This window comes from Rufibacter tibetensis (genome assembly GCF_001310085.1).
GTDB lineage: Bacteria > Bacteroidota > Bacteroidia > Cytophagales > Hymenobacteraceae > Nibribacter > Nibribacter tibetensis.
Genome location: NZ_CP012643.1, coordinates 4650221 through 4670338, shown reverse-complemented (window position 1 = coordinate 4670338; position 20118 = coordinate 4650221). Strand labels below are relative to the sequence as shown.

General features: G+C 42.1%; 30 protein-coding genes. 28 read left to right on the top strand and 2 right to left on the bottom strand.

Annotated elements, in window-relative coordinates:
* Window positions 1–81: 81 nt before the first annotated feature.
* The 10 genes from DC20_RS19230 (at window position 82) to DC20_RS19185 (ending at window position 6784) form a co-directional block, all read left to right on the top strand.
* Window positions 82–573 carry a hypothetical protein gene (locus DC20_RS19230; RefSeq protein WP_062545323.1) on the top strand — a complete coding sequence of 164 codons (492 nt, stop codon included), beginning with the start codon at window positions 82–84 and terminating at the stop codon, window positions 571–573.
* A gap of 76 nt (window positions 574–649) precedes the next feature.
* On the top strand, window positions 650–1744 hold the full coding sequence (locus DC20_RS19225) for a WG repeat-containing protein (RefSeq protein WP_062545322.1): 1095 nt from the start codon (window positions 650–652) through the stop codon (window positions 1742–1744).
* Window positions 1745–1903: 159 nt separating this feature from the next.
* Window positions 1904–2401 carry a hypothetical protein gene (locus DC20_RS19220; protein WP_062545321.1) on the top strand — a complete coding sequence of 166 codons (498 nt, stop codon included), beginning with the start codon at window positions 1904–1906 and terminating at the stop codon, window positions 2399–2401.
* Between the two features lie 89 nt (window positions 2402–2490).
* A complete protein-coding gene (locus DC20_RS19215; protein WP_245652251.1) occupies window positions 2491–2928 on the top strand; it encodes a DUF5713 family protein in 438 nt (145 codons plus the stop codon).
* A gap of 97 nt (window positions 2929–3025) precedes the next feature.
* Window positions 3026–3445, top strand: coding sequence for a hypothetical protein (locus DC20_RS19210; RefSeq protein ID WP_062545320.1), 420 nt, complete (start codon window positions 3026–3028; stop codon window positions 3443–3445).
* A gap of 66 nt (window positions 3446–3511) precedes the next feature.
* Window positions 3512–3763 carry a hypothetical protein gene (locus DC20_RS19205; RefSeq protein ID WP_062545319.1) on the top strand — a complete coding sequence of 84 codons (252 nt, stop codon included), beginning with the start codon at window positions 3512–3514 and terminating at the stop codon, window positions 3761–3763.
* A gap of 77 nt (window positions 3764–3840) precedes the next feature.
* Window positions 3841–4677, top strand: a complete 837-nt coding sequence (locus tag DC20_RS19200) for a DUF1963 domain-containing protein (RefSeq protein ID WP_062545318.1) — start codon at window positions 3841–3843, stop codon at window positions 4675–4677.
* Between the two features lie 73 nt (window positions 4678–4750).
* Window positions 4751–5305 carry a hypothetical protein gene (locus tag DC20_RS19195; RefSeq protein ID WP_157593274.1) on the top strand — a complete coding sequence of 185 codons (555 nt, stop codon included), beginning with the start codon at window positions 4751–4753 and terminating at the stop codon, window positions 5303–5305.
* Window positions 5306–5344: 39 nt separating this feature from the next.
* A complete protein-coding gene (locus DC20_RS19190) occupies window positions 5345–6316 on the top strand; it encodes an SRPBCC family protein (RefSeq protein ID WP_062545316.1) in 972 nt (323 codons plus the stop codon).
* 33 nt (window positions 6317–6349) lie between these two features.
* On the top strand, window positions 6350–6784 hold the full coding sequence (locus DC20_RS19185) for a hypothetical protein (RefSeq protein ID WP_062545315.1): 435 nt from the start codon (window positions 6350–6352) through the stop codon (window positions 6782–6784).
* Here the strand turns inward: DC20_RS19185 and DC20_RS19180 are convergent.
* A complete protein-coding gene (locus DC20_RS19180; protein WP_062545314.1) occupies window positions 6771–6980 on the bottom strand; it encodes a hypothetical protein in 210 nt (69 codons plus the stop codon). The two genes, DC20_RS19185 and DC20_RS19180, sit on opposite strands and share 14 nt — an antisense overlap.
* Window positions 6981–7213: 233 nt before the next feature.
* Between DC20_RS19180 and DC20_RS19175 the strand changes: the two genes are divergently transcribed.
* The 18 genes from DC20_RS19175 to DC20_RS19090 all read left to right on the top strand — a co-directional run bounded on the left by DC20_RS19175 (window position 7214) and on the right by DC20_RS19090 (window position 19164).
* A complete protein-coding gene (locus tag DC20_RS19175; protein WP_157593272.1) occupies window positions 7214–7945 on the top strand; it encodes a hypothetical protein in 732 nt (243 codons plus the stop codon).
* A 78-nt stretch (window positions 7946–8023) separates the two neighbouring features.
* The gene (locus tag DC20_RS19170) at window positions 8024–8701 is read left to right on the top strand and encodes a hypothetical protein (RefSeq protein WP_062545312.1); all 678 of its coding nucleotides are present in this window, start codon (window positions 8024–8026) and stop codon (window positions 8699–8701) included.
* A 33-nt stretch (window positions 8702–8734) separates the two neighbouring features.
* A complete protein-coding gene (locus tag DC20_RS19165) occupies window positions 8735–9214 on the top strand; it encodes a hypothetical protein (protein ID WP_157593270.1) in 480 nt (159 codons plus the stop codon).
* 163 nt (window positions 9215–9377) lie between these two features.
* Window positions 9378–9851 (top strand): hypothetical protein, encoded by a 474-nt coding sequence (locus tag DC20_RS19160; RefSeq protein ID WP_157593268.1) that lies wholly within the window; start codon window positions 9378–9380, stop codon window positions 9849–9851.
* Between the two features lie 99 nt (window positions 9852–9950).
* The gene (locus DC20_RS19155; protein WP_062545309.1) at window positions 9951–10388 is read left to right on the top strand and encodes a hypothetical protein; all 438 of its coding nucleotides are present in this window, start codon (window positions 9951–9953) and stop codon (window positions 10386–10388) included.
* 61 nt (window positions 10389–10449) lie between these two features.
* The gene (locus tag DC20_RS19150; RefSeq protein ID WP_062545308.1) at window positions 10450–11031 is read left to right on the top strand and encodes a hypothetical protein; all 582 of its coding nucleotides are present in this window, start codon (window positions 10450–10452) and stop codon (window positions 11029–11031) included.
* Window positions 11032–11068: 37 nt separating this feature from the next.
* On the top strand, window positions 11069–11650 hold the full coding sequence (locus DC20_RS19145; protein ID WP_062545307.1) for a hypothetical protein: 582 nt from the start codon (window positions 11069–11071) through the stop codon (window positions 11648–11650).
* A 92-nt stretch (window positions 11651–11742) separates the two neighbouring features.
* On the top strand, window positions 11743–12141 hold the full coding sequence (locus DC20_RS19140) for a hypothetical protein (RefSeq protein ID WP_062545306.1): 399 nt from the start codon (window positions 11743–11745) through the stop codon (window positions 12139–12141).
* A gap of 81 nt (window positions 12142–12222) precedes the next feature.
* Window positions 12223–12624 carry a hypothetical protein gene (locus DC20_RS19135; RefSeq protein ID WP_062545305.1) on the top strand — a complete coding sequence of 134 codons (402 nt, stop codon included), beginning with the start codon at window positions 12223–12225 and terminating at the stop codon, window positions 12622–12624.
* A 301-nt stretch (window positions 12625–12925) separates the two neighbouring features.
* Complete coding sequence (locus DC20_RS19125; RefSeq protein WP_062545303.1) at window positions 12926–13327, top strand: hypothetical protein; 402 nt, start codon at window positions 12926–12928, stop codon at window positions 13325–13327.
* Between the two features lie 59 nt (window positions 13328–13386).
* Window positions 13387–13962 carry a hypothetical protein gene (locus DC20_RS19120; protein WP_062545302.1) on the top strand — a complete coding sequence of 192 codons (576 nt, stop codon included), beginning with the start codon at window positions 13387–13389 and terminating at the stop codon, window positions 13960–13962.
* 77 nt (window positions 13963–14039) lie between these two features.
* Window positions 14040–14471, top strand: coding sequence for a hypothetical protein (locus DC20_RS19115; RefSeq protein ID WP_062545301.1), 432 nt, complete (start codon window positions 14040–14042; stop codon window positions 14469–14471).
* Window positions 14472–14562: 91 nt separating this feature from the next.
* Window positions 14563–15378, top strand: a complete 816-nt coding sequence (locus DC20_RS19110) for an alpha/beta hydrolase family protein (protein ID WP_062545300.1) — start codon at window positions 14563–14565, stop codon at window positions 15376–15378.
* 69 nt (window positions 15379–15447) lie between these two features.
* Window positions 15448–16038: a hypothetical protein gene (locus tag DC20_RS19105; RefSeq protein ID WP_062545299.1), complete on the top strand. Its 591-nt coding sequence runs from the start codon at window positions 15448–15450 to the stop codon at window positions 16036–16038.
* 77 nt (window positions 16039–16115) lie between these two features.
* Window positions 16116–17423 carry a hypothetical protein gene (locus tag DC20_RS19100; RefSeq protein ID WP_157593264.1) on the top strand — a complete coding sequence of 436 codons (1308 nt, stop codon included), beginning with the start codon at window positions 16116–16118 and terminating at the stop codon, window positions 17421–17423.
* A gap of 70 nt (window positions 17424–17493) precedes the next feature.
* Window positions 17494–17970: a hypothetical protein gene (locus tag DC20_RS19095; protein WP_157593263.1), complete on the top strand. Its 477-nt coding sequence runs from the start codon at window positions 17494–17496 to the stop codon at window positions 17968–17970.
* Window positions 17971–18176: 206 nt separating this feature from the next.
* Window positions 18177–18314 carry a hypothetical protein gene (locus DC20_RS22950; RefSeq protein WP_157593261.1) on the top strand — a complete coding sequence of 46 codons (138 nt, stop codon included), beginning with the start codon at window positions 18177–18179 and terminating at the stop codon, window positions 18312–18314.
* A gap of 322 nt (window positions 18315–18636) precedes the next feature.
* The gene (locus tag DC20_RS19090) at window positions 18637–19164 is read left to right on the top strand and encodes a hypothetical protein (protein ID WP_062545296.1); all 528 of its coding nucleotides are present in this window, start codon (window positions 18637–18639) and stop codon (window positions 19162–19164) included.
* A gap of 437 nt (window positions 19165–19601) precedes the next feature.
* On the opposite strand, the gene DC20_RS19080 is transcribed toward DC20_RS19090, so the two are convergent.
* A complete protein-coding gene (locus tag DC20_RS19080) occupies window positions 19602–19925 on the bottom strand; it encodes a hypothetical protein (RefSeq protein WP_062545294.1) in 324 nt (107 codons plus the stop codon).
* Window positions 19926–20118: the final 193 nt, after the last annotated feature.

Sequence of the window (20118 nt, the reverse complement as noted above, 5' to 3'; positions counted from 1 at the left end):
ACACTGCACATAAGCTAAGCTTCGGCTACGCCTTGCTCACTTTATGTACTAACCGTTGGTGGTAATGCAAATTATGAAAAAATGAAAAACATAGCCCTACTCTGTATTTTGGTAGTGTTACTGGCAAGTTGCTTATACAGCCCTTATGCGGATGAATATATTACAGAAGAACCAAGTATAGAGGACGTAGTTGGAGTCTATGAATTTGACACACAAACTGTAAATCATAATTTAGATAAAGATAAAATCAAAAGCAGCCGACCCACGATTACTATCAAAGCAGATAAAACTTTCGAGCTAAACCAAATGCCTTATTTCAAGACTTCTGCAAATGCAGAATATAATTATATTAACGGCATTTCGAAAAAAGGGAAATGGGCTATAGACTGGGTTGGAAGTGTTGATTACGGCTCAAGCGGAATAAAGAAACATTGGGGAATATTATTAGATTCAGTGCCTGAAGAAAACAATAATGCGGGACTACTTGGTGAAAACAAACCAAACGGAATCATCTTTAAATATGGTGACCCTGATGAAGGTTCTGTTATGATATTCAGAAAAGATAAGAATTAAAAAAGCACTTCCACCAACACTGTATAAACGCCAGCTTCGGCCGACGGCCTCGTCACCTTTTCCACAAGTTCGTTATATGAAGACCATAATTCTTACCTATATTTTTCTATTAATAGGGACTTTAGCCTATTCCCAGCAGTCAGAGCATTGGACTGTATTTTGGGACAAGAAAGAAGAAAGCTTTGGCTTCAAAGACCAAAACGGGAGAGTTCAAATTCAACCAAAGTTCTCAAACAGGTCCGTGGTAGACCGACTGGACCATGTGTTTATCGCCTCAGAAGGGGAAGGCGTGTATGCTGACTTCTATTATCTGACGAAATCAGGTAAATCCTTTGGAAGAGACAGTGCCTATACTGTCGAGGCTACCCCAGATTGCGAATGCGAAGGCTTCATAAGGTTCAGAGACCTTAGGACAGAGAAAGTAGGAATGTTCAACAGAAACGGCAAGGTGGTTATTCCCGCTATCTATAACCACCTCTCACAAGTGAAGAATGGCCTGGTTATAGCACTCATTGATGCAAAGAAAGAATTCAGGGAAGGGCATGACCACTCAGGTTGTAACCACTTCAGCTGGACAGGCGGAAAGACAATGCTGATTGACACAACGAATACTGCGATTATTGAAAAATTTACCTTCGACTTAGACCTCGACCTTTATTCTCACCTCCTACAAGACAACTCAGAAGAAGACCCTAATAGGGAGTACTTTGCAGGTTTTGACGGGATAAGGCATTCGTTTGTAAGCTACCGCAAAGACTTTTCTTACTGGTTGCAGCAATCTTTGCTTGATAATTTTACCCTTGAAAATCTAAAGCAGGAAGCTTCAACGGATTTGGCATTCTGGGAAAATGCTGATGGCTGGAGAATCACACCAAGTAAAAAACTCCTAGAGAAACACTTTTCTTTGATAAAGGAAAGGCTCTCAATAATCAAGGAGCTAGGCCAGGATTTTTCCATAACGCTTGGCGGATTAAACTCTGGGGTTTTTGAGGGCAAAGAATATGACATGTACTTTGATAACTGCGGTACGTTTTTGGTTGAAAAATACCCTGTAATGCAGGTAGTGATTCCCCATAAGAAAGGGAAAGGCATTTATCAAAACCAGTTTGAGTTTCTTAAAACAGAAAAGGGATACAAACTAATAAGCGTATCGATGGACAGGGGCGAATAGAAGGATAACCACAGCCAACAGCACCTACCCACAAGTGGCGGTTCTCTGGTTAAAACAAGCTTTATCTTTCCATCAAAGTTTGTTCTTGGGTGACAGTGAATCGCTTCTGAATTGCCGCCTTCGGGTAGCTACTAACCGTTAGATGCAAATAAGAATCATATGAAGTTTACCCTGATAGCCTGTTTCATCTTGTTTAGCGTTACGAAAACTTTTGCCCAAAAAATGGATGAAAACAAGCTGATTCTAATATTGTATACATTCAAGCAAAATCGACTTATCTCAGAGACTTCCTTTGAAACGGCAGAGAATGAAATATTGGGAGAAAGAATAAAAGAAACAAAAGCAATATTCGACCGATTGACTCAGCTTCATTTTGAAGAACTACCTAAGGATGTGAAAGAGCGATTTTCCACCAAAACTGGTTCCAACGTAATATATACTGTTGTACCTGTGCTTAATGAGCATTATAAGATTGCTGAAAACTATAGTTCATTGGTGCAAAGCTTATATAAGAAAGGCATTTTAAATGAAGGTGCCAAAAATCACTTGACTTCATTTCTAAGTACCCCTACAGATGAAACTGATGCTCTGATAATGGAGGGAATTTTCCACCTTAGGTTTATGAAAATGATTGCTGAGCAGGTGGCAAACAAGTAATATCTGCATCAAACAAAGAGTAAAAACCATGTTCTGGGGGGCAGTCTTTCACCATTGTAACACGAATCAGTAACACACAAGCATCTATAATGAAACTATTGATACCAATCTTGATTACCGCTTTCCTGGTAACCTGCAATACCAATCTCAGCGCACAAGGGATACCTATAAAAACAGAGATAACCCAGAAATCCATCAAGAATAAGCAGGTGAAAAGGCATGGGTTCCTGGTGGATATGTACCAGGACGATTTCTTCCCAGATTTCCTGGTGGACAAATGCAAAGCTATCCTGATAGAGCTATGCCTGCAGATTGAGAGCCAAAAGCCCAAGAACCTGAAGGAGCTATACGTGTTGACCCATGCCTCAACGGGCAAATTCAACGAGCTTGCCGAAGAGTTCTACAGGAACGGCAGCGAATTGGAGACTGCCGCCAGGGAGAGCATCGGAGGGGAATTCGGTTTCATCGCAGAGGTTTACGGGTTTAAAGCCGATACGGAAGAGTTGATGGCCAACAGGGAGTGGTAGAGAGTAAAAGGTGGCTGTTTCTGAAATTGTGTGAACGCAAGCTTCGGCCCACTCACTATGACAATCAAAGAGCTATGCCTAAAATATAATCTTAAGAATGAAGAAGATATCAAGCCTGTCTCAACTGATTATTACTCTCTCTTTTCACTTGTCGGTCTGGATAATCGAGAGGTTCAGTAATACCAAAGAATACCAGAAGAAAGTAGACAATCTTAATGAATTGGAAGAAGGAACACTGGGGAAGGACATTGCGAATTGCCTGCTAGAAAATAAGCTTCGGCTTGTTCCAGGCTATGAATCCCACGACCTTAAGCACGTGCTTCTTGACTACAAGATGAACCCAGTTGACGAGATAAGAATGCAAGCCTTCATGCTTGGGAACGGCAATATCACGGTTCCAAGCCTTGCCATCTTCTTATACGGCTTCTTACTGCTTCCCAACAGATGGCGAACATTCTACCGAGACTTCAAAAGTGGGCTGGCTTCCCAACCGATAAAGCACTGGCAAATAGACTAATATTCTAAGTACTACACAACTGATTTAAGGAAAAGGGTAATCGGGACTAAAGACATACATATTGTTATGCAAGCAAAAATGAGAAGACTGGGTTTGATAGCTTCTTGCCTCTCCATGGTTTTAGGCGGGTTTGGAATGATTTACTGTTTGCCTTTCCTGTTCTCCCCCGTTCTTGAAGATTTGGTGGGAGCGGGCTTGCCCTTTGTCGGTGGTGCAATACTATTTGCTGCTGGGTTAATCAGCTTCTCCATAAAAAATAAAAAAGCACGGCCTGACAATGGCCTTATACCATCTGGCTTACATTCCAGTATTGCTTAGTTGCAGTTCTCCTAGGCAGGTATGCCTCTGTTTAGGCCAGTATGTTGTGTGCCATCCATTACTTTTAAATCAAGACCATGAGTATTTGGGGTAAAATCTTTGGAGTCAGTGATGATGAAAATAAAAAGAACGAAAACACAGGTTCCGAGAAGCACGATTCCCAGTCCAAAGAGATGAATAAAAAATCATTGGGGGATTTAGAGGAAATGGTCATTTCTTCAATAAGGAATGCGACAAAGGTTGAAGTCCAGGAACCATCTAGGCCACCTGAGTTCTCCCAGTTGGATTCCCACTTCGGAGGGCAGCCCTATTTCGAGCAAGGGGAGGAATGGCCAACGAGCAAAAGCGGTGGGAACCTTGAATTTATCTTCCAACTGTTCAACGGAGAAGGGATAGAACTGCCAGAGGAAATAAAATTGGTGCAGTTCTTCTATGATTGGGAAGAGTCACCCTGGGAAACCGATAATGAGGGATGGTTGGTGAAGATTTACGAACACATGGAAACCGATAAGATTAAGATGGTTGAGAAGCCAGATGGTCAGGGAATATCGAAGTACTGCGGAATAGAACTCAAACCCGTGAAATCGCTGCCTGATTGGGAGGGTATTAGCTTGTACAATGAGCCAGCAGTTGAATTATCCTGCACACTCAATCCAGATGAACCCTGGGAAAGCTATGACAGTGTGGTGGAAAGATTAACAGGTGAACAGGATTACCAAAGCCAATTGGGTGGTTACCCTAAATGGGTTCAGGGTGAAGGTACCCCAAAGAACGAGCAAGGAGGCAATATGAGGCTTCTGTTTCAGCTTGACTCGGAGGAAAACGCGGGATTGATGTGGGGAGATGTCGGTCTAATCTACGTGTTCTATGATTCTGCAACAAAGAAAGTGGAATTCACCCTGCAATGTCTCTAAATGGTCTGGCTTCACGCTTTCACAAAACAAGGGAGACCTTGTTACCCAGAAGTCAGTGACAGGTTCTATTAGAATGAAAATCATACTTGCGGCAATCATAAGCCTGTTGATGATTCCCTTTGCCTCCGAAGCCCAGGATTCCCTGGTATACACAAACGGGCAGAAACTGTCATGGGATAACTTCAGGGCGGCTCCTAACAGAAAGGACTCGGCTAGGGCTGAGATATCAACCACCATCCAGATGAAAACCGCAAAGGTGAACATCTGGACGGGCGGCTATACTTTCTCCGCCTGGGGGATTATGTACCCAGGCAGGTCTTGGGTGAAGGAAGGCTACAGGAGCGACTACATTCTCAACCATGAGCAGCTTCATTTCGATATCTCACAGTTGGTTGCGAAAAGGCTGGAACTCCATATCAATAAACAGAAAATAAACGGGGCTAACCAGGCAAGGGTCGCTTCCATATTCCAGGAGTATGTGGACATGCTCTTTGAGCTGCAGGATAGGTATGACCGAGAGACCTCAGGGGTAATCAACCCAGCGGAGCAAGCGAAATGGGATGCCTATATCCGCAATGAGTTGAAAGAAATAGAGAAACAGACCTTGGCAACGGCTAAAAAGCACTGAAACGCATTTCTGCTTAACCGTTAACAATTAGGAAAAACGATGAAGTACAGAGCGATTATCATAGGGCTGGTATTGGGCACCCTCTACGGTTTGGCAGTGCGGCTCCTTATCGAGACTGACGTTTTCAGCCAGTTGAAGACGATGTCCATTGCCTTCCTGTTTGCCGTTCCAGCCGTTATTGGTGCCATAACCGTCTACTTTGGCACGGAAAGCCAAAAAGCATCCAGGTTGTTCAGGGTTAGTATGCCCTGGGTGACGGTATTCGCCTTCCTGTACACCACCATAATCACGTACCTGGAGGCGACCATATGCGTGGTGATGTTGCTGCCAGCTTTCATGCTCTCTGCCAGTCTTGGCGGTGTGGCCATGGGAAGAATATTAGAACGTTTGAAGAGTAAACAGCAGACGCTGAACATTTTTCTGGCTTTACCTTTCCTTTTTGCCCCCATTGAGTATCAATTTGACAGCCCCACTTCCATCAGTACCGTTGACACTGAAATAACCATCAATGCAGGCAAAGAAACCGTGTGGAACAACATCAAAAGTGTTCCTGCCATAAAAGACGAAGAACTTCAATGGAGCTTTGCCCACTTCATAGGCATCCCAAAGCCCATCCAGTCACAATTAACAGAGGAAAGGGTAGGGGGTGTCAGGCACATCAATTGGGAGAAAGGTATCAGGTTCAGGGAAAAGATTACCGAATGGAAGATGTATGACTCCTTCGCTTATGACATCCTGGTAGACCATATACCGCCAGAGGCGATTGACAAGCACGTAGAGGTAGGCGGTGAATACTTTGACGTGATAAACGGAGGGTATAAGGTAACGGAGATTGGCAAAAATACCACCAAGCTGACCCTTAGTTGCACTTACAGGCTAACCACTAAATTCAACATCTACTCGAAGCTTTGGGCAGATTTCATCATGGACGACTTTCAGAAAGTAATCCTCAGTGTCGTAAAAGTAAGAAGTGAAAGCTCATATCCGCTAACCCCAACTAAGAATTACTGATACCCTTTTAGCCTAACCGTTGCCTCTGATACAATGATTGATAAAGATACGGGTAGCCTTACTTTCGGCTCTGGCAAAATCGTCTCACCCAAAACATCATTAAGTGAATTAATAGCTTTGAAGTTAAGCGAAGAGCATGAGGAAAGGAAATTGGGCAATGGATGGATTCACTACATCGTCAGAAACGTTGAAGAGTCTGGCAGATTCCTCAACTTGACGTTCATCTATCATGAAGAGTCCTTGTATTCTGTCTCCTTTGTGGTTGACGGCTCTCCATTTAAATCAAGTGGAGGCTGGGGTTATTGGGATGAACAAAGGGAAAGGAGGAATGCGGTGATTTATGAAGAATGGCTGAGCGGGGAAATAGGCGCAGACCGAAACTTTACTTGGGGCAGTGCCTGGGTTACCTATGACCCAAAGGGTGGAGGTAGTTCGATTGGTATTAAGTATAGCATCACGGCTCTCTGAAGTACTTTGGGATATCTGACAAGGGTGAATCCCAGATGTTCTCAAGCCTTAGGTACTTTCTTCTGAGGGTGATTACAACAATGACACTGAAGAAAAGAAATACTCCCGCGTAATCCTGCTTGTAGACATGTTCCGCGATGTACCAAAGGAGTGGTAGCACCACACAGAACACGAGAATGAAAGTATATCTGTTCATATCTGCTTAACTATCAAAAGACAAGTGCTTGATTGTCATACGTATGTCGCATCTATTTTGTGCGGTAAGTATTTACCATTTAATTTGAATCACGGCCATTTGTCATGTCAATCCCCGTTGGCAGCAACCTACTATATACCATGACTTTGGGGCAGTTGGTACAGCAGGAGCTTACGAATGGATTACTTAGTACACCTATAGGTTCAGGATATTTAGAGGCTTAACACGGTACCATGAAAACATACACCCTAATGCTTCTTACCGTGGCTAGCTTCATGGGATGCACTGACGAGAAAAAGGGGAGTGTCCAAAGCCAGGAACCTGAAAGCCCGTTCATCTACAAAAGAGACAGAGAGTTCACCTTCCTCGCCTCGCATTTTGACATGGATGGAAGGCTTACTGGGCTGGACACTTTGTTCCTTACCACGAACAGTAAAATCTTCAATGAAAAGTATGGCCAGACTTATAGCTCATGGTCTTCCACAGGGGGTGACTTCGGGAGTAACTTCACTGGAGTCACGGAGCATGACACTGCCGTATGGATACACCCCCCGAGGGATGGCAGGTACAAGAAACTGGAGTTAAGCCCCTTCCCAATGGTCAAGTACCCATTGGTGAAAGGCAATGGGTGGTCTTGGGATTTGTTGGTTGGGAGCCACTACAGCATAGAAGGGTACGCGGAGTGGGCAGACAACACGGCTGAAGCGTTCGCCAGCACTTACAGAATCACCAGGGAACTGCCCCTGCAAACACAGATAGGAAAGGTTGACTGCTTTGAAATCGAGAGTTTCACCGAAAGCAACTTCGAGCGGACGGAACTGAAATCCTACTTCAATCCCGCCTATGGCTTCGTGAGGATGGAATACAGGAACATAGACAAAGGCAGGTTGCTGATGGAACTGATACGGGTGAGGCATGCCCAGTCAGGAACAATGCTTCCCTTCAAAGACCTTCAATTACAGTAAACATAGCCTAATCTGGGGTAAACGTCAGTATCGCAAATTATTCAAAACGGTTGCCGTAAGCCCTGCAAAACATTATCCATGGAGGATGAATACAAAATAGAGAAGTGGGTATGGACAGAGGCGGACTTTGGCCAAATGGGGTGGCATGATTGCCCTGTCTATGCTTTACGGTTCGAAGACGATATTTACCTAGATTTAGACTACATCCTGAAATGGAATCATCCAGGCGACTCTGGGATGCCATACACCTTCTGGATGGCACCAGCGACCTTAGTCTTTGAGCAGCCTTCCTATCTGAAGATGGAGATAGAGGCTGGCTTTATCAATGGCTTTGAGATTGCGGACATCATAAAGGAGAAGAATGGGGAAGGAGATACAATCTGGAATATAGCAACCCAGGAAGGGGATATCTGGATTGGCGCAGAGAGATTCAAGCAAATCCTCAGGAGGCCACCGTCTTTTCAGTTCGGGCAGTCAATTGCCGCTGATGAACGTGGCGGAGTCTCCTTCGCCCTGTCTTCAGAAAAGGACTACCAGCCTAGTGCTGAGATATTGGAAAAGAAGGCGCAGGTACTCCAGCAGTATTCCCTTTCGGAACAGAGACGTAGCCTGGCTTTCGAAAGGGAGCAATTGAACAAAGGGCAGTTAGGAACAAAGCTATACCTGGTGATGAAGCGAGACCTGGACAAGAAAATAGCTGACATAGATGATGCCCTTAAAGGGACACGCTTTGAGTTTCGGTCAAAATTAAATTGAGGATTTCTAAAAAGAATGACACTGCGTAGACTTTTGAAAATCGCATTTGGTTTGGTTATCCTTTTTGCGGTTGCTGTTGGATTGACTTCAATAAACCACCCTATAATCTTGAAATGGGTAACAGGCTCTGCAAAACACCATGGTAAACCAATGCCAGCTACAGTTTATACAAACGGCCAAGTAAATAATCACATCAAGGTTTTTTATTCTGACCCAGCAAATAATTATATATTAAGCTTGACAGAACATGACAGTTTAGGAATGTTGAAATACATCAATATCGACCTGAATGAGAAATGGATTGGCATACCAGTTGGAACGTCTAAAAACGACTACGACCTTATTGCGGGGCATTTATTCCAAAGCGAAACTGGTGGGCATTTAATTCCTTTCCAAGACCACATGAAAGGCTTCAACTTTGACCCAAATCTTATATTTACTGACAGGCAAATAAGATTCAACATGCCGCCAAACATATTGAAATTTGACAGCGTGAGAATAACACTGCCTTGAAATCGCATGAAGAAAAACAGCAAGCAACAAGACAAAACCCTAACTAAAGCGCACCGAATCGTAACTCAACAAATGATATAAGTATAAATTTCCACTTATAACTGGATGTAAACGCCAGCATGATAAGCTGTTTACACTGTTCCGTACGCACATACCAATTAAAATGGGGAAATACATGTTTGAGACCTCGGAGTTCGGGTTGTCATCCGAAGGAATCCATTTGCTGAGAAGCAGGTACAACTATGAGACGGTACCATTCAGCCACATCCAATCCATACGTTTCGGGAAGGGCAGAATCGTGAATAACTGGGTGGCGATACTCGTCATCGGATTGGCGTGTGTCGCCTTCTCCATCTTCTACGCCTTCGTGCTGCTTGAGGTCTTCAGTGACGAGCGGGTCAACAGGATTTACATCGAAGAGATACTGCTTCCTTTCCTGCCGTTGGTCTTCGGTGTGTACATGGTGTATGCATCCCTGAGAACTGGGGAAATGATGGTTGTCTGTTACGGGAGGAAGACCAAACGCTTCACACTGGAAAGGCTTAAAAAGGAAGGAAGCTTGGAGAGGTTTATGGATGAAGTGAATTCCCATGTTCAACGAAATGGTAAAGCGAATGGGTCAGCCACTCAGATGTAGTTGATACAGCTACTTACACTGTGTGAACGCCAGCCAAGACTGACTGACTTGCCTGACATGTATCAATCAGTTAACGGCTCAGTCAAGTAAATCAAAGGCATGAATCTTTTTCAACTTTTCAGAATAACCGTGTTTATCCTTTCGATTGGTGCATACTCAGGATGCTCCCAAAATAAGATACCTTCTGATTTCCATTACCATGAAGTCTCCAAGGGAGAACTTGGTAAGTTGAATGTCAACGATACCGATAAAGCCTATCAGCTTCAGGTTACCCAACTGGACTCAGACTCCGCTGAGATATCCTTCCTAAAAATCCATCCTGTATATTGTCCACTTACTGGCTTTTTAACCCGAAGTGCTGATACTATTTACATGGACATAGGGCAAATGTGTGACCCGAGCCAAACAGAGTTCGTAACGGAGACAGCCACAGTAAGGTTCATCTGGAGGTTGAAGCTGAAGGACCTTGGCAACTACAGGTTCATACCAAGGGAAACTGGTTCTGGAAAAACCTGGCCTATTCTTGTTGAGAAATAGCATTACACCACCAAAAACACACATAAGTTTTATAGACAAACGGCTAACTCAATTCCAATCAATGAGAAAGTGGTCACCCATACTTGTTCTTGCCAGCCTTTTAAGCTGTAATCCTAACCAGGGCAAGGTTCACCAACTTGAAAAAAACATTGCCAGCAAGGAAGCCACCATTGACAGCCTTCGGGATGTGATAGCAGGCGCAGAAGTGGGCGTGACTGAAACGGAAGGACAGGAGAGCTTATCTCCCTTTCCCGTGAACGCTAAGCTTTATGGAAAAGTAAGTTCCTCAGAAATCAAAGGCTTGGAGTTTGCCGAGGTACTCGCCATAGCGGAAGCGGATACCTCCTTCAGCTCAGATGACTATGAGGTTCGGGTTTACCTGGCCTGTAACGGTCCCGCTGACCCAGAGTTAGAGGAATGCAACTGTTCCCACTATGCCTATGTGACCACGGGTACCTATGACATGCCCATTGATTATAGACTATTCAGGGTAGGGCCTTTCTTCATGCCCAAGTTCGGTAGATGGGGAGGTACCAAGCAGCAGCCTGAACTGACGATTGAGCACCAGGTGAAAGGGAAACCAGAGAAGACCATTGTTAGGGTGCTGGATTCTGAGAATATAGCTTTAAGTAATAAGGGCTAAGTATAACCATTAGAGCCATCATCTGCCATTTTAGATAATGAACCAGTACCGATACCAGAACTTGATGATTGAAGTGTTTGATGAACCTAGTTATGAATATGGTTCAGCTGACAACATTTTCAATTATGAGAAGCACCATTTTGGTGTTGGTGCGCGGGAATACCCGACTTCTACTCACGGGGTTAGGGTTTACCAGGAAGGGGGGTTAATAAGCAGGTGTATGATTATCGGCTCAGGTGGGGCAACAGGTATATCCGAAAACTCTTCACTGGTAGGAAGCGATACTATTTTAGTATGCTGTTGTGATACGGTTTTCTGTCTTACCCTGCCCAGTCTGGAACTGAAATGGCAAGCCCAAGCAGACCAGGCAACCTGCTTCGGTATTTACAACTTACAGGAAGGCTATGTAGTTCACGGGGAGATGGAAGTTACTCGCCTTGACAAAAAAGGAAATATAAAGTGGCAATTCGGGGGTGCGGATATCTTTGTCTCACTTAATGATGAAGAAGCGTTCAGACTAAATGCAGACCATATAGAGTTAACCGACTTTTGCCAGAGAAAATACTTAATAGATTTCGATGGCAATCAAATCTCTCAAGAAGGGATAAAGAATCAATAGCAGGTCACCTAGTGCTTAAACTATACCATTGTCAACTGCTCAAGTACGCCTGTTTAGAACAAATTCTGCCAAGGAACCTATTATCAAAGAATATGGCACCAGAAACAGCTTTAGAAGCGAAGGTAATCAAGGGGTTCATCAACAGTACAAAAATAGAAAGGTATTTGGGCTTCATCAGCAATGATAAAACACGCTCAAAGTTCACGAAAGACTTATCTAAGGCTGGCATTTTCCAGGAAGGTATGTTTGAGAGAATCAATGGAGATGAAGTCAGAGCAATTAAAGAAAGAATAAAAGACCTTGGGAATACCGATGATTGCTACATTATATCAGAGAACTCTATAATTGACTCTAAGCGATATAATATAGAAACCGCTTTGAACAAAGCTATTTCTCCTTGGTCTGATACTGGAACGTTGATTGTTTTCGGGGATGCGGAAGTCATTTACAGGGAAGCAGAGGGAATGCATAACAGGTGGATTAGTAGATAAACACATTTGGAACCACATGTGCTTACCACTTCTTTACACTAGCTACAACAGCAAAGCCAAATTCACTGGCCGCAATGAAAGATGGATAAAGAAACCATAATACAAGGAAGATTCGCACTTATAGACTGCTACTTCTTTAAAGCAAGTGAAGTGTGGCACCTTGTATTTGAAGATAACCTGAGGGTTCAAGTTGAATGCTTCTGGCGGCTTCTGGAAAATGGAAGAATCAAATGGACGTCAAAAGACCATGGGCAACTCTACGCGCACAAAACGCCAATAAACCTGGAAACTGAGTTAAGGAAGTCTCTCCTGGAAGAAAAATTGGCCACAATCCAAAGGAACGTTAATACAGGCGACTTATACCTTGGTTTTGAAAATGATTTCACCGTTGAAATACTTACCGATTCAAGCGGATATGAGTGCTGGTCAATAATAAATGGGGATGAATGCATATATGGACTAGGGCGGGGAGAAAAGGTATAACTAAAGGAAACCGTACACAACATTGTGCATAAGCCATGATACAGCCAACTGACTGTCACCACATTGACACGAGACTATCAGCACACATTGATGAAGCGGGAAGCATAGCCAGCATACTTTCAGCGATGGCTATATTCTTAATATTGCCAATATTGTTCATGCTGTTTCGGAGCATAGTTTGGCTCATTCCCATCGGAGTACTTACCCTTACTTCAGCTTCACTAGTTTTAAAGGGTAGACCCTTTAAATAGAAGGATTTTAGAATACAGTAGTCAAGCATCATATAAAATAAACACATGAAATGAAGGATACATTTAAGATTTTGATAAGTGGATTTTTAGCAGTTGTTATACTCGATACATTAGGTTCTATTGCTTCAAGGCAGTTTGCTTTCAACTACGGTTTACTATCTCCATTTTCATACCTTATATATGGCACAGTTGCTTATCTAGTAACAAGTGAGTCAAATTTTAGCAAAGGGGTAACCTATGCTGTTTTCATGGGATTCTTTGATGCAACCATAGGTTTATCAATTTCTACCTATCTTGAAGCTAATATCGGGACAGACTATGAAATGACTCCAGCATTTTGGGCAACGGCAGTAATCTTCAATTCTGTATTCGCTGCATTAATTGGCGCGATAGGTGGTGGATTCGCTAAAAGAAAAAACAAAAACAGTGCGAAAGTCCAACAAGGTGCATAAGCCATGCCTCGGCCGACGGCCTTGCACACCTCATGCACTAAACGTTGTACTCAATTGAGATGAAAAACTTTATCATTTTATTAACTTTTCTGATAGGTAGCTGCTCTACTACTATTTCAGAAGAGTATCACAAATCTGAACTAGAAAAAATTGAAAATACTGTTAAGTCAGATAATCCAATGGATGTAGCAGAAGTCGGATTAGACTCTTGTTTAGTTACCTCATTAGAGCTTGATACTACAACAGAATTGCAAAATCAACTATATGAGACTGAAAAACTATTACCAGGTTACCAAATGCAAACTGTACATGTATTAAGTGGAGAAGGCAGTTTGGGATACCTGATTCTTAGCAAGGGCGAGCAGTTCATGCTTTGCTTGGTAGACGGTACTGAAGGTTATAGAATCATCGGTGCTACACCTATACCAAGCCTTAAGAAGGATGAATACTTTGTTGATTTGTGTGAGTCAAGCTGCAAAGGTGATTTCCTTACATTTGGAGTGGCCAAGGAAAAAAGTGATAATGCCGTAAGAACATTAAGGGCTTGGAGAGTAAATTATGAGAAAAGGGTCATTGAGCAAATAAATCCCACTGCGGTTGATTGTAACAGTTCCTATTTTACAGACTACGATTAAAAACAACTATAGTACAACAACACCTTTACGGTAGCTGCGCCACTGCAAAGCCCAGTCCGTTAGCTATAAAATAAAAAATGAAAATTTGGTATTTATGGATTTTGATATTGCTGGTTTCGTGTAGTGAACCTGAAATACTAAAAGAAGTTAACTGGAACGAAAACTGTATTTCTTGGGAAGTATTAGACGGGGGCGCAACTACTTCATTCAAGTGGCTAATTAAATACTCTGAAGGTGGGGAAAATAGGAAAGATTTGATTTTTGAATCTTACTCTTCCCCATACATATCTGATATAGAGGTTTATAAAGATGAACTACTTATCCTTTGCCCAAATATCAGAAATAAGGTTAATGATACTATCACAATCAATCTCAAGGACATAAATAAGTACATCGACGAGCCAATTGTCTACGAGCAGGATATTCTCAAAAGAAAAAACGAATACTATAAAGAGCCAAGCTTTGTAAAAAAAGACAGGGAATATGCGGTAGCTAACGGCCTTTTATAAAAAATCTATAGCTAAAACGTGTAAACGCCAGCATCGGCCGACGACCTCGACGCCGCTTCCACAAGACCGTTACCTTTAATGCCTATTAAGAATGAAAAGCATACTTTTAGCTTTAGCCTTGTTCCTTTCCCTCAACTGCTACGCTATAAAGCCTGTCAGGGAATATGTAGCCACGCCAGACAGCCTGGGGATGAACTATAATCAGCGGGTGGTAAGGACTCCAGACGGCTATGACATAAACACGTGGCTTATAAGGCCACCAACGTCCAAAGACAACAAGACCACATTGGTGCTATCCTATGCTGACGGGGGCAACATGTCCTACTGGCTCCACCACATAAAGGCGCTAACAGAGAGCGGATACACCGTGGTAGCCTTCGACTACAGGGGTTTCGGGAAAAGCTCTGACTTTGGGATTAACCAGCTAAACCTTTACTACAACGAGTTTGCCACCGACCTTCAAACCGTGCTGAGGTGGACGAAAGACAACATAAAAGGACATAAAACAGGGGTTCTGGCTTTCTCCATGGGAACCATCGTCGCCTCACTTGCCCTGCAACACGAAAAGGTTGATTTCCTGATTGCAGAAGGATATGTCTATGACCCTCAGGCTTACGTGGCTAAGGTAAAGGCATCGAGAGGAAGAGACATCGTACTGCCAAAGGGCGCCGAAAATTACACCGCGAAGCTAAAGGGAATAAAGTGCGACATGCTCCTTGTGGCAGGAGAGAAGGACGAGTTCACCACGGTAGAGGACAGCGGGAAGATTGTTCAGTTAAGAAGGAACAGGGAATTGTTGAAGCACAGCGGTAAGCATACAGAAGGTTTCATGGCAATGACTAAAGCCAGCTTCGGAGACCTGTATGTGAAGGAACTCCTTAGGTTCACACAAAAGCAAAAGCACTAAAGGTAACCACGCCTATACGGCAGCTATGCCGCCGTAAAGGCCAGTGCGTTATAACACATTAGTAATAAATTGAAGAAGAAAGAAATTAAGATTATAGTAGTATTCATTTCTTTATTTTCCGTCTTTTTCATTGCATTACCTTATTGGGTATGGAAGGAAGAAGGCAACATTGCCGTCAAAGAAGAAGAGCTAGTTGAAATAAGGGGTCATGTAGATAGCTTAATAGAAGCAACAACGGCTGGAAGGCATAGTGAGCCGATAATGTATCTTACGCTTAAAGAGTATCAAACAACATTTAGGATAGCAAACAATTCTTATGGTGCCATAAACCCTTCACAAGTAGTTAGTCAACTTAGAAACGAAGCAAAGGTCGAACTGAAAGTAAAAGATTCGGAATTGCAAAGAAGCACTTCAAGCAGTACACTGGACAACATATTAAACTTCTTTCTTAAATGGAGAAAGCAACCACAGGTATATGGACTTCAGACAAAAGACCATACCTTATTAAGCTTGGAAGAAGCGAATGTGCAGGAGAATGAACACAACTTCGAAAACGTTAAGTGGGGCATTGTACTGGTTTTACTTGTAACTGGCAGGTTTGTGTGGGCTGCCATAAGTGAAAAGAAGAATAAAGATGTTATAACCACGCCTAAACGTTAGCTACGCCACCGTTTAGTCCAGTAAGTTGGTGGTAATATCAAAAGAGAATCTATTCAATACTCAATCAAGGCATGATAATGAAAGCCATCATAGTTGCAGTTATTTTCCTTTTAACTTTTACAAAGGCTTTCAGCCAGGGCAACTTAAATATAGTCACCGTTGACATAGGGAATTTCTGGCAAGCCTATGACAGCATAACGGCAACGGAAGACAGCGCCAGCCAGTATGGGTATATAAATAAACTGTTCATAGAAAAAGGCTCGCCAGGCCTCAGGGCTATCATGAAGGTCAAAGGCTACACCGCCAAATCCTACGTTGATGCCATAAACCAATACCCGCTGTTCTGGAATTCCATCAGGGAAAATACACTCAAGGCAAACAGCTTCGCCAAAGAAATTGAAACAGAGGTCAGTAAACTAAGGGTAATTTATCCTGACTTGAAGCCTGCAAGTATTTTTTTTACCATCGGGGCACTGGAGACTGGCGGCACTTTCTTGGAAGATAAGGTGCTTATAGGAAGTGAAATTGCTTTGGCTGATAGAAATGTGGTCACAAGGGAGTTTCCTAGTACATCAGGAAATCTCACCTCCCATTTTAAAAGCGACCCAATAGATATTGTTGTTTTCACAAATATCCATGAGTACGTCCACACACAGCAAAAAACTACAGAAAGGACAAATCTACTAGCGCAAACCGTTTTTGAAGGAGTGGCTGAATTTGTGGCTGTTACTGCCACAGGGCTAACATCTACGTTGCCTGCGATAAGCTATGGAAAGGAAAACGAAGACAGGGTCAGAGAAAGGTTCTCTGAAGAAATGCACAACCTGCACACAGGCTTTTGGTTCTACAACAACAACAGTAACGAATTTAACACCAGAGACCTGGGGTATTATGTTGGGTTTGCTATTTGTGAGAAATACTATCAGCAGGCCCACGATAAAAAGCTTGCTCTCAAGGAAATGATTGAGTTGGATTACGGCATTGAAACAGAGTTAAGCAGGTTCGTTGACAGGTCAGGCTACTTTACTAGTTCAGTGGCAGAACTTGAAAAGAAGTTTGAAAAGAGTAGACCAACCGTAACCAGAATTTCACAGTTCAAAAGCAAGGACAGGAAAGTGAGTCCAAGCCTTACCACCATCACTGTTGAGTTCTCAACCGAAATGGATGACCGTCACAGGAACTTCGAGCTTGGTCCCTTGGGAATGGGCAATATAATGCGAGTTAAAAAATTCAATGGATTCTCACAGGATAAAAAATCAGTCTCTTTTGAGGTAGAGCTTAAGCCTAACCATCATTATCAATTAGTAATAGGGAGTAATTTTAGAAGCAAAAACGGAATAGCGCTAAAACCTTATCTAATTGACTTTACCACATCCAGTAAATAATACTCCCGCTAACCACACCTATAGTGCATTAAAACGCACTATAGCACAGACGTTGTACCTAATTTTAGAAATGAACATATTCCCATTAAAGAATCAAGGATTCAGATTAATCGAATCACAAGCAGAAACATTGAATCTATTGATGCGGAGAACTGAAAAATCTGAAAGTTTAACCTCCCAAGTTACCGACAAGTCATTCCGCGGAATGATTAGTGGAAATAAATTCAAGATAATTTCTTCGGCATTTGGAAGAGGGGCTTTCTGTGTTTTGACAGGAGAAATAAATACTAATGAAGGACATGTGAAGGTTGAAATCCATAAAGTTTTTAAAGTTTTGTTGAGCATAATTCTTTGCTTTCCAATAATCGCAGTAGCTTCAATGGCAGTTAGCCGAGCAGAAGATTTCTCAGCCAACTTTATTTTAACTGCTGTATTACAAGTATTGATGATAAGATATGCTTTTATTGGAATCGCATTTAAGTTTCTATCCAATTCAAGTCTGAATAGATTACGTGATGTTTTAGATTTGGAGTGGATAAAAAACTAGGTACAACAACAGTTAAACGCCATCTCCAGCCGACGGCTGTCGCAGCCGTTTAGCCTAGACGTTGTGCTACAATTCAAATTTAAAAACAATGGATTTAGAAGCATTCGAAAAAAAACATAAACTCACATGATTCTAGTTTATCGGAAATGCTTTCGGCTGTTCTTGAAATTGAGATTGAAAACCAGGCTTTATTAAAAACTCTGTAAATGAACCAAGCGATTTTGTTTGAGAAATATGACCCAAGTAAAACAGCTAGTGAGTATGAGCAAGAGTTCATGGAAAAAGTTAATGGCTTGAAGAATGAAAAGCTTGCTTCTGTAGTAAATAGAATTTCTAAAAAGTAAACTCCTATTCAAGAACTACTTTGATGGGCCTTAAAACTTCTCAATTATCAATTATTTGGCTTATTGGAAACTTAGTCTTAGCTGGCAAATACTTCTTCGATAAAGCAAGCTTAGAATGCGAACCTTGTTTACCAAACACTTTCTGCCCACCTTGTCAAACGGATTACATGGCTGCATTTCCATGGGTAATTGCCTTCTTTAACATAATTGTATTAGGCTTTTGGCTATTAAAAGGAAGAAAATCGCAGCACAACAACACCTAAACGCCAGTCTTCGGCCGACGGCCTCGCCCGCCGTTTAGCCTAACCGTTGGCAATAATTAATGAGTAAGAAAGAAGAGAAAATGAAGAGATTCTTAAATGAAGGGCATTTGGCACTACTCGTTGGCATATCTGCATTTACTTACTTTCTCTACATAGGATTAAATAGAGAGAGTATAACCTCTCCAAAGGACTTGGTTGAGATAGAAGGGGCCTATGAAAAACACTCATTCAAGGATAACACAGGTTTTAAGAATTTCACTCACGAATATTACATCTGGACTGACAATCATAGAAATACCTTTCAAATTAAGGCCGACTACTTGAATATTTTTAACAGAAAGAACTTTTTGAGTAATATTAATCTAGGAGACAAGATAAAATTTACTATTCCAAGCAAATCAGTTGAGAGTCTTGATTCAAAAAAGAATATTCAAGTTACCTCAATCGAAGTGGAAGGAAATACTTACTTAGACAAAAATAAAGTTCTTGAAATTGAGAGAGATATTGCGTCTTCGAAAGATGACTATTTTATTGGAGCTGGTTTCCTAATTGCTGGTCTATTCGGTTACTTAAGAAAAAGAAAATAACTCTTGCCAACATTGTGCATAAGCCATGCTACGGCCGACGTCCTTGGCACCTTGTTTTCACCAAGGCAAATGATGTTTGAAGAATGAAAATAGGTAATTGTAGACATTGAGAACTATACTGTTGTTCCTTCCTTACCTTCTTGTTCCACTGACCACCTACCTGGTGATTGGTAAAACGAACCTCCCTAAGACTGGGGTTACTTACTTGGTTTACCTTGTGTTCTTTCTGCCTTATCCCTTTCTTACATTTGAAGTAGATGAATACCTGAATCCCCAAACAACAGACTTAAGCTGTGGTATGCCTCAGTTTGCATGGGCATTATTCAATTGGATTGTTGTGATACCAACTTTATTTATTCTTCAGGCATTAGTAAACCGAATACTGGTAAAGTCTTCTAGTTGAGAACTCTGTCACATAAGACACCTAAAAGGCAGCCCTACTCCCCGAAAAGGCTGTCTATGTCAAGGCTGTCCACGAAGGCCGTGTCCAAGGAATCACTGAGAAACTCCGCAATCTTCCTGCTCCGCTCTTCCACTTTATTCCGCTCCACATAAACCTCTTCGAGTACCATCGCCTGTACCCAAAGGGGATAACCCTTTTCTGGTTCGCCCTCTCTTCTGTGTTCCTTATCCCTTGACTTTAAAGAGATGATGTTGAGGTATAGTTCAAACATGTCAAGTGTGTAGCCGTGGTTCCTGCTCCATAGCACAATTTCATCGTACTCGCTGTCTGTTAAATATTCTTCGTTGCTTGGTGTCATGGTGTATTTTTTATTTTTATACCAGTTATACACCAGAAAACCTTTTTGTTTTATCTACGGATGAAATGAGTAGAGTTTCTTTTTTTAATCTATTCCACGCCTGATTTATTTTTTATAGGTGGCAGATTTGGGGGCCTTGCTGAAGGTCATATTTTTATTATTGTCAATATTGTTCGTGTCGTTATTTTCCTGA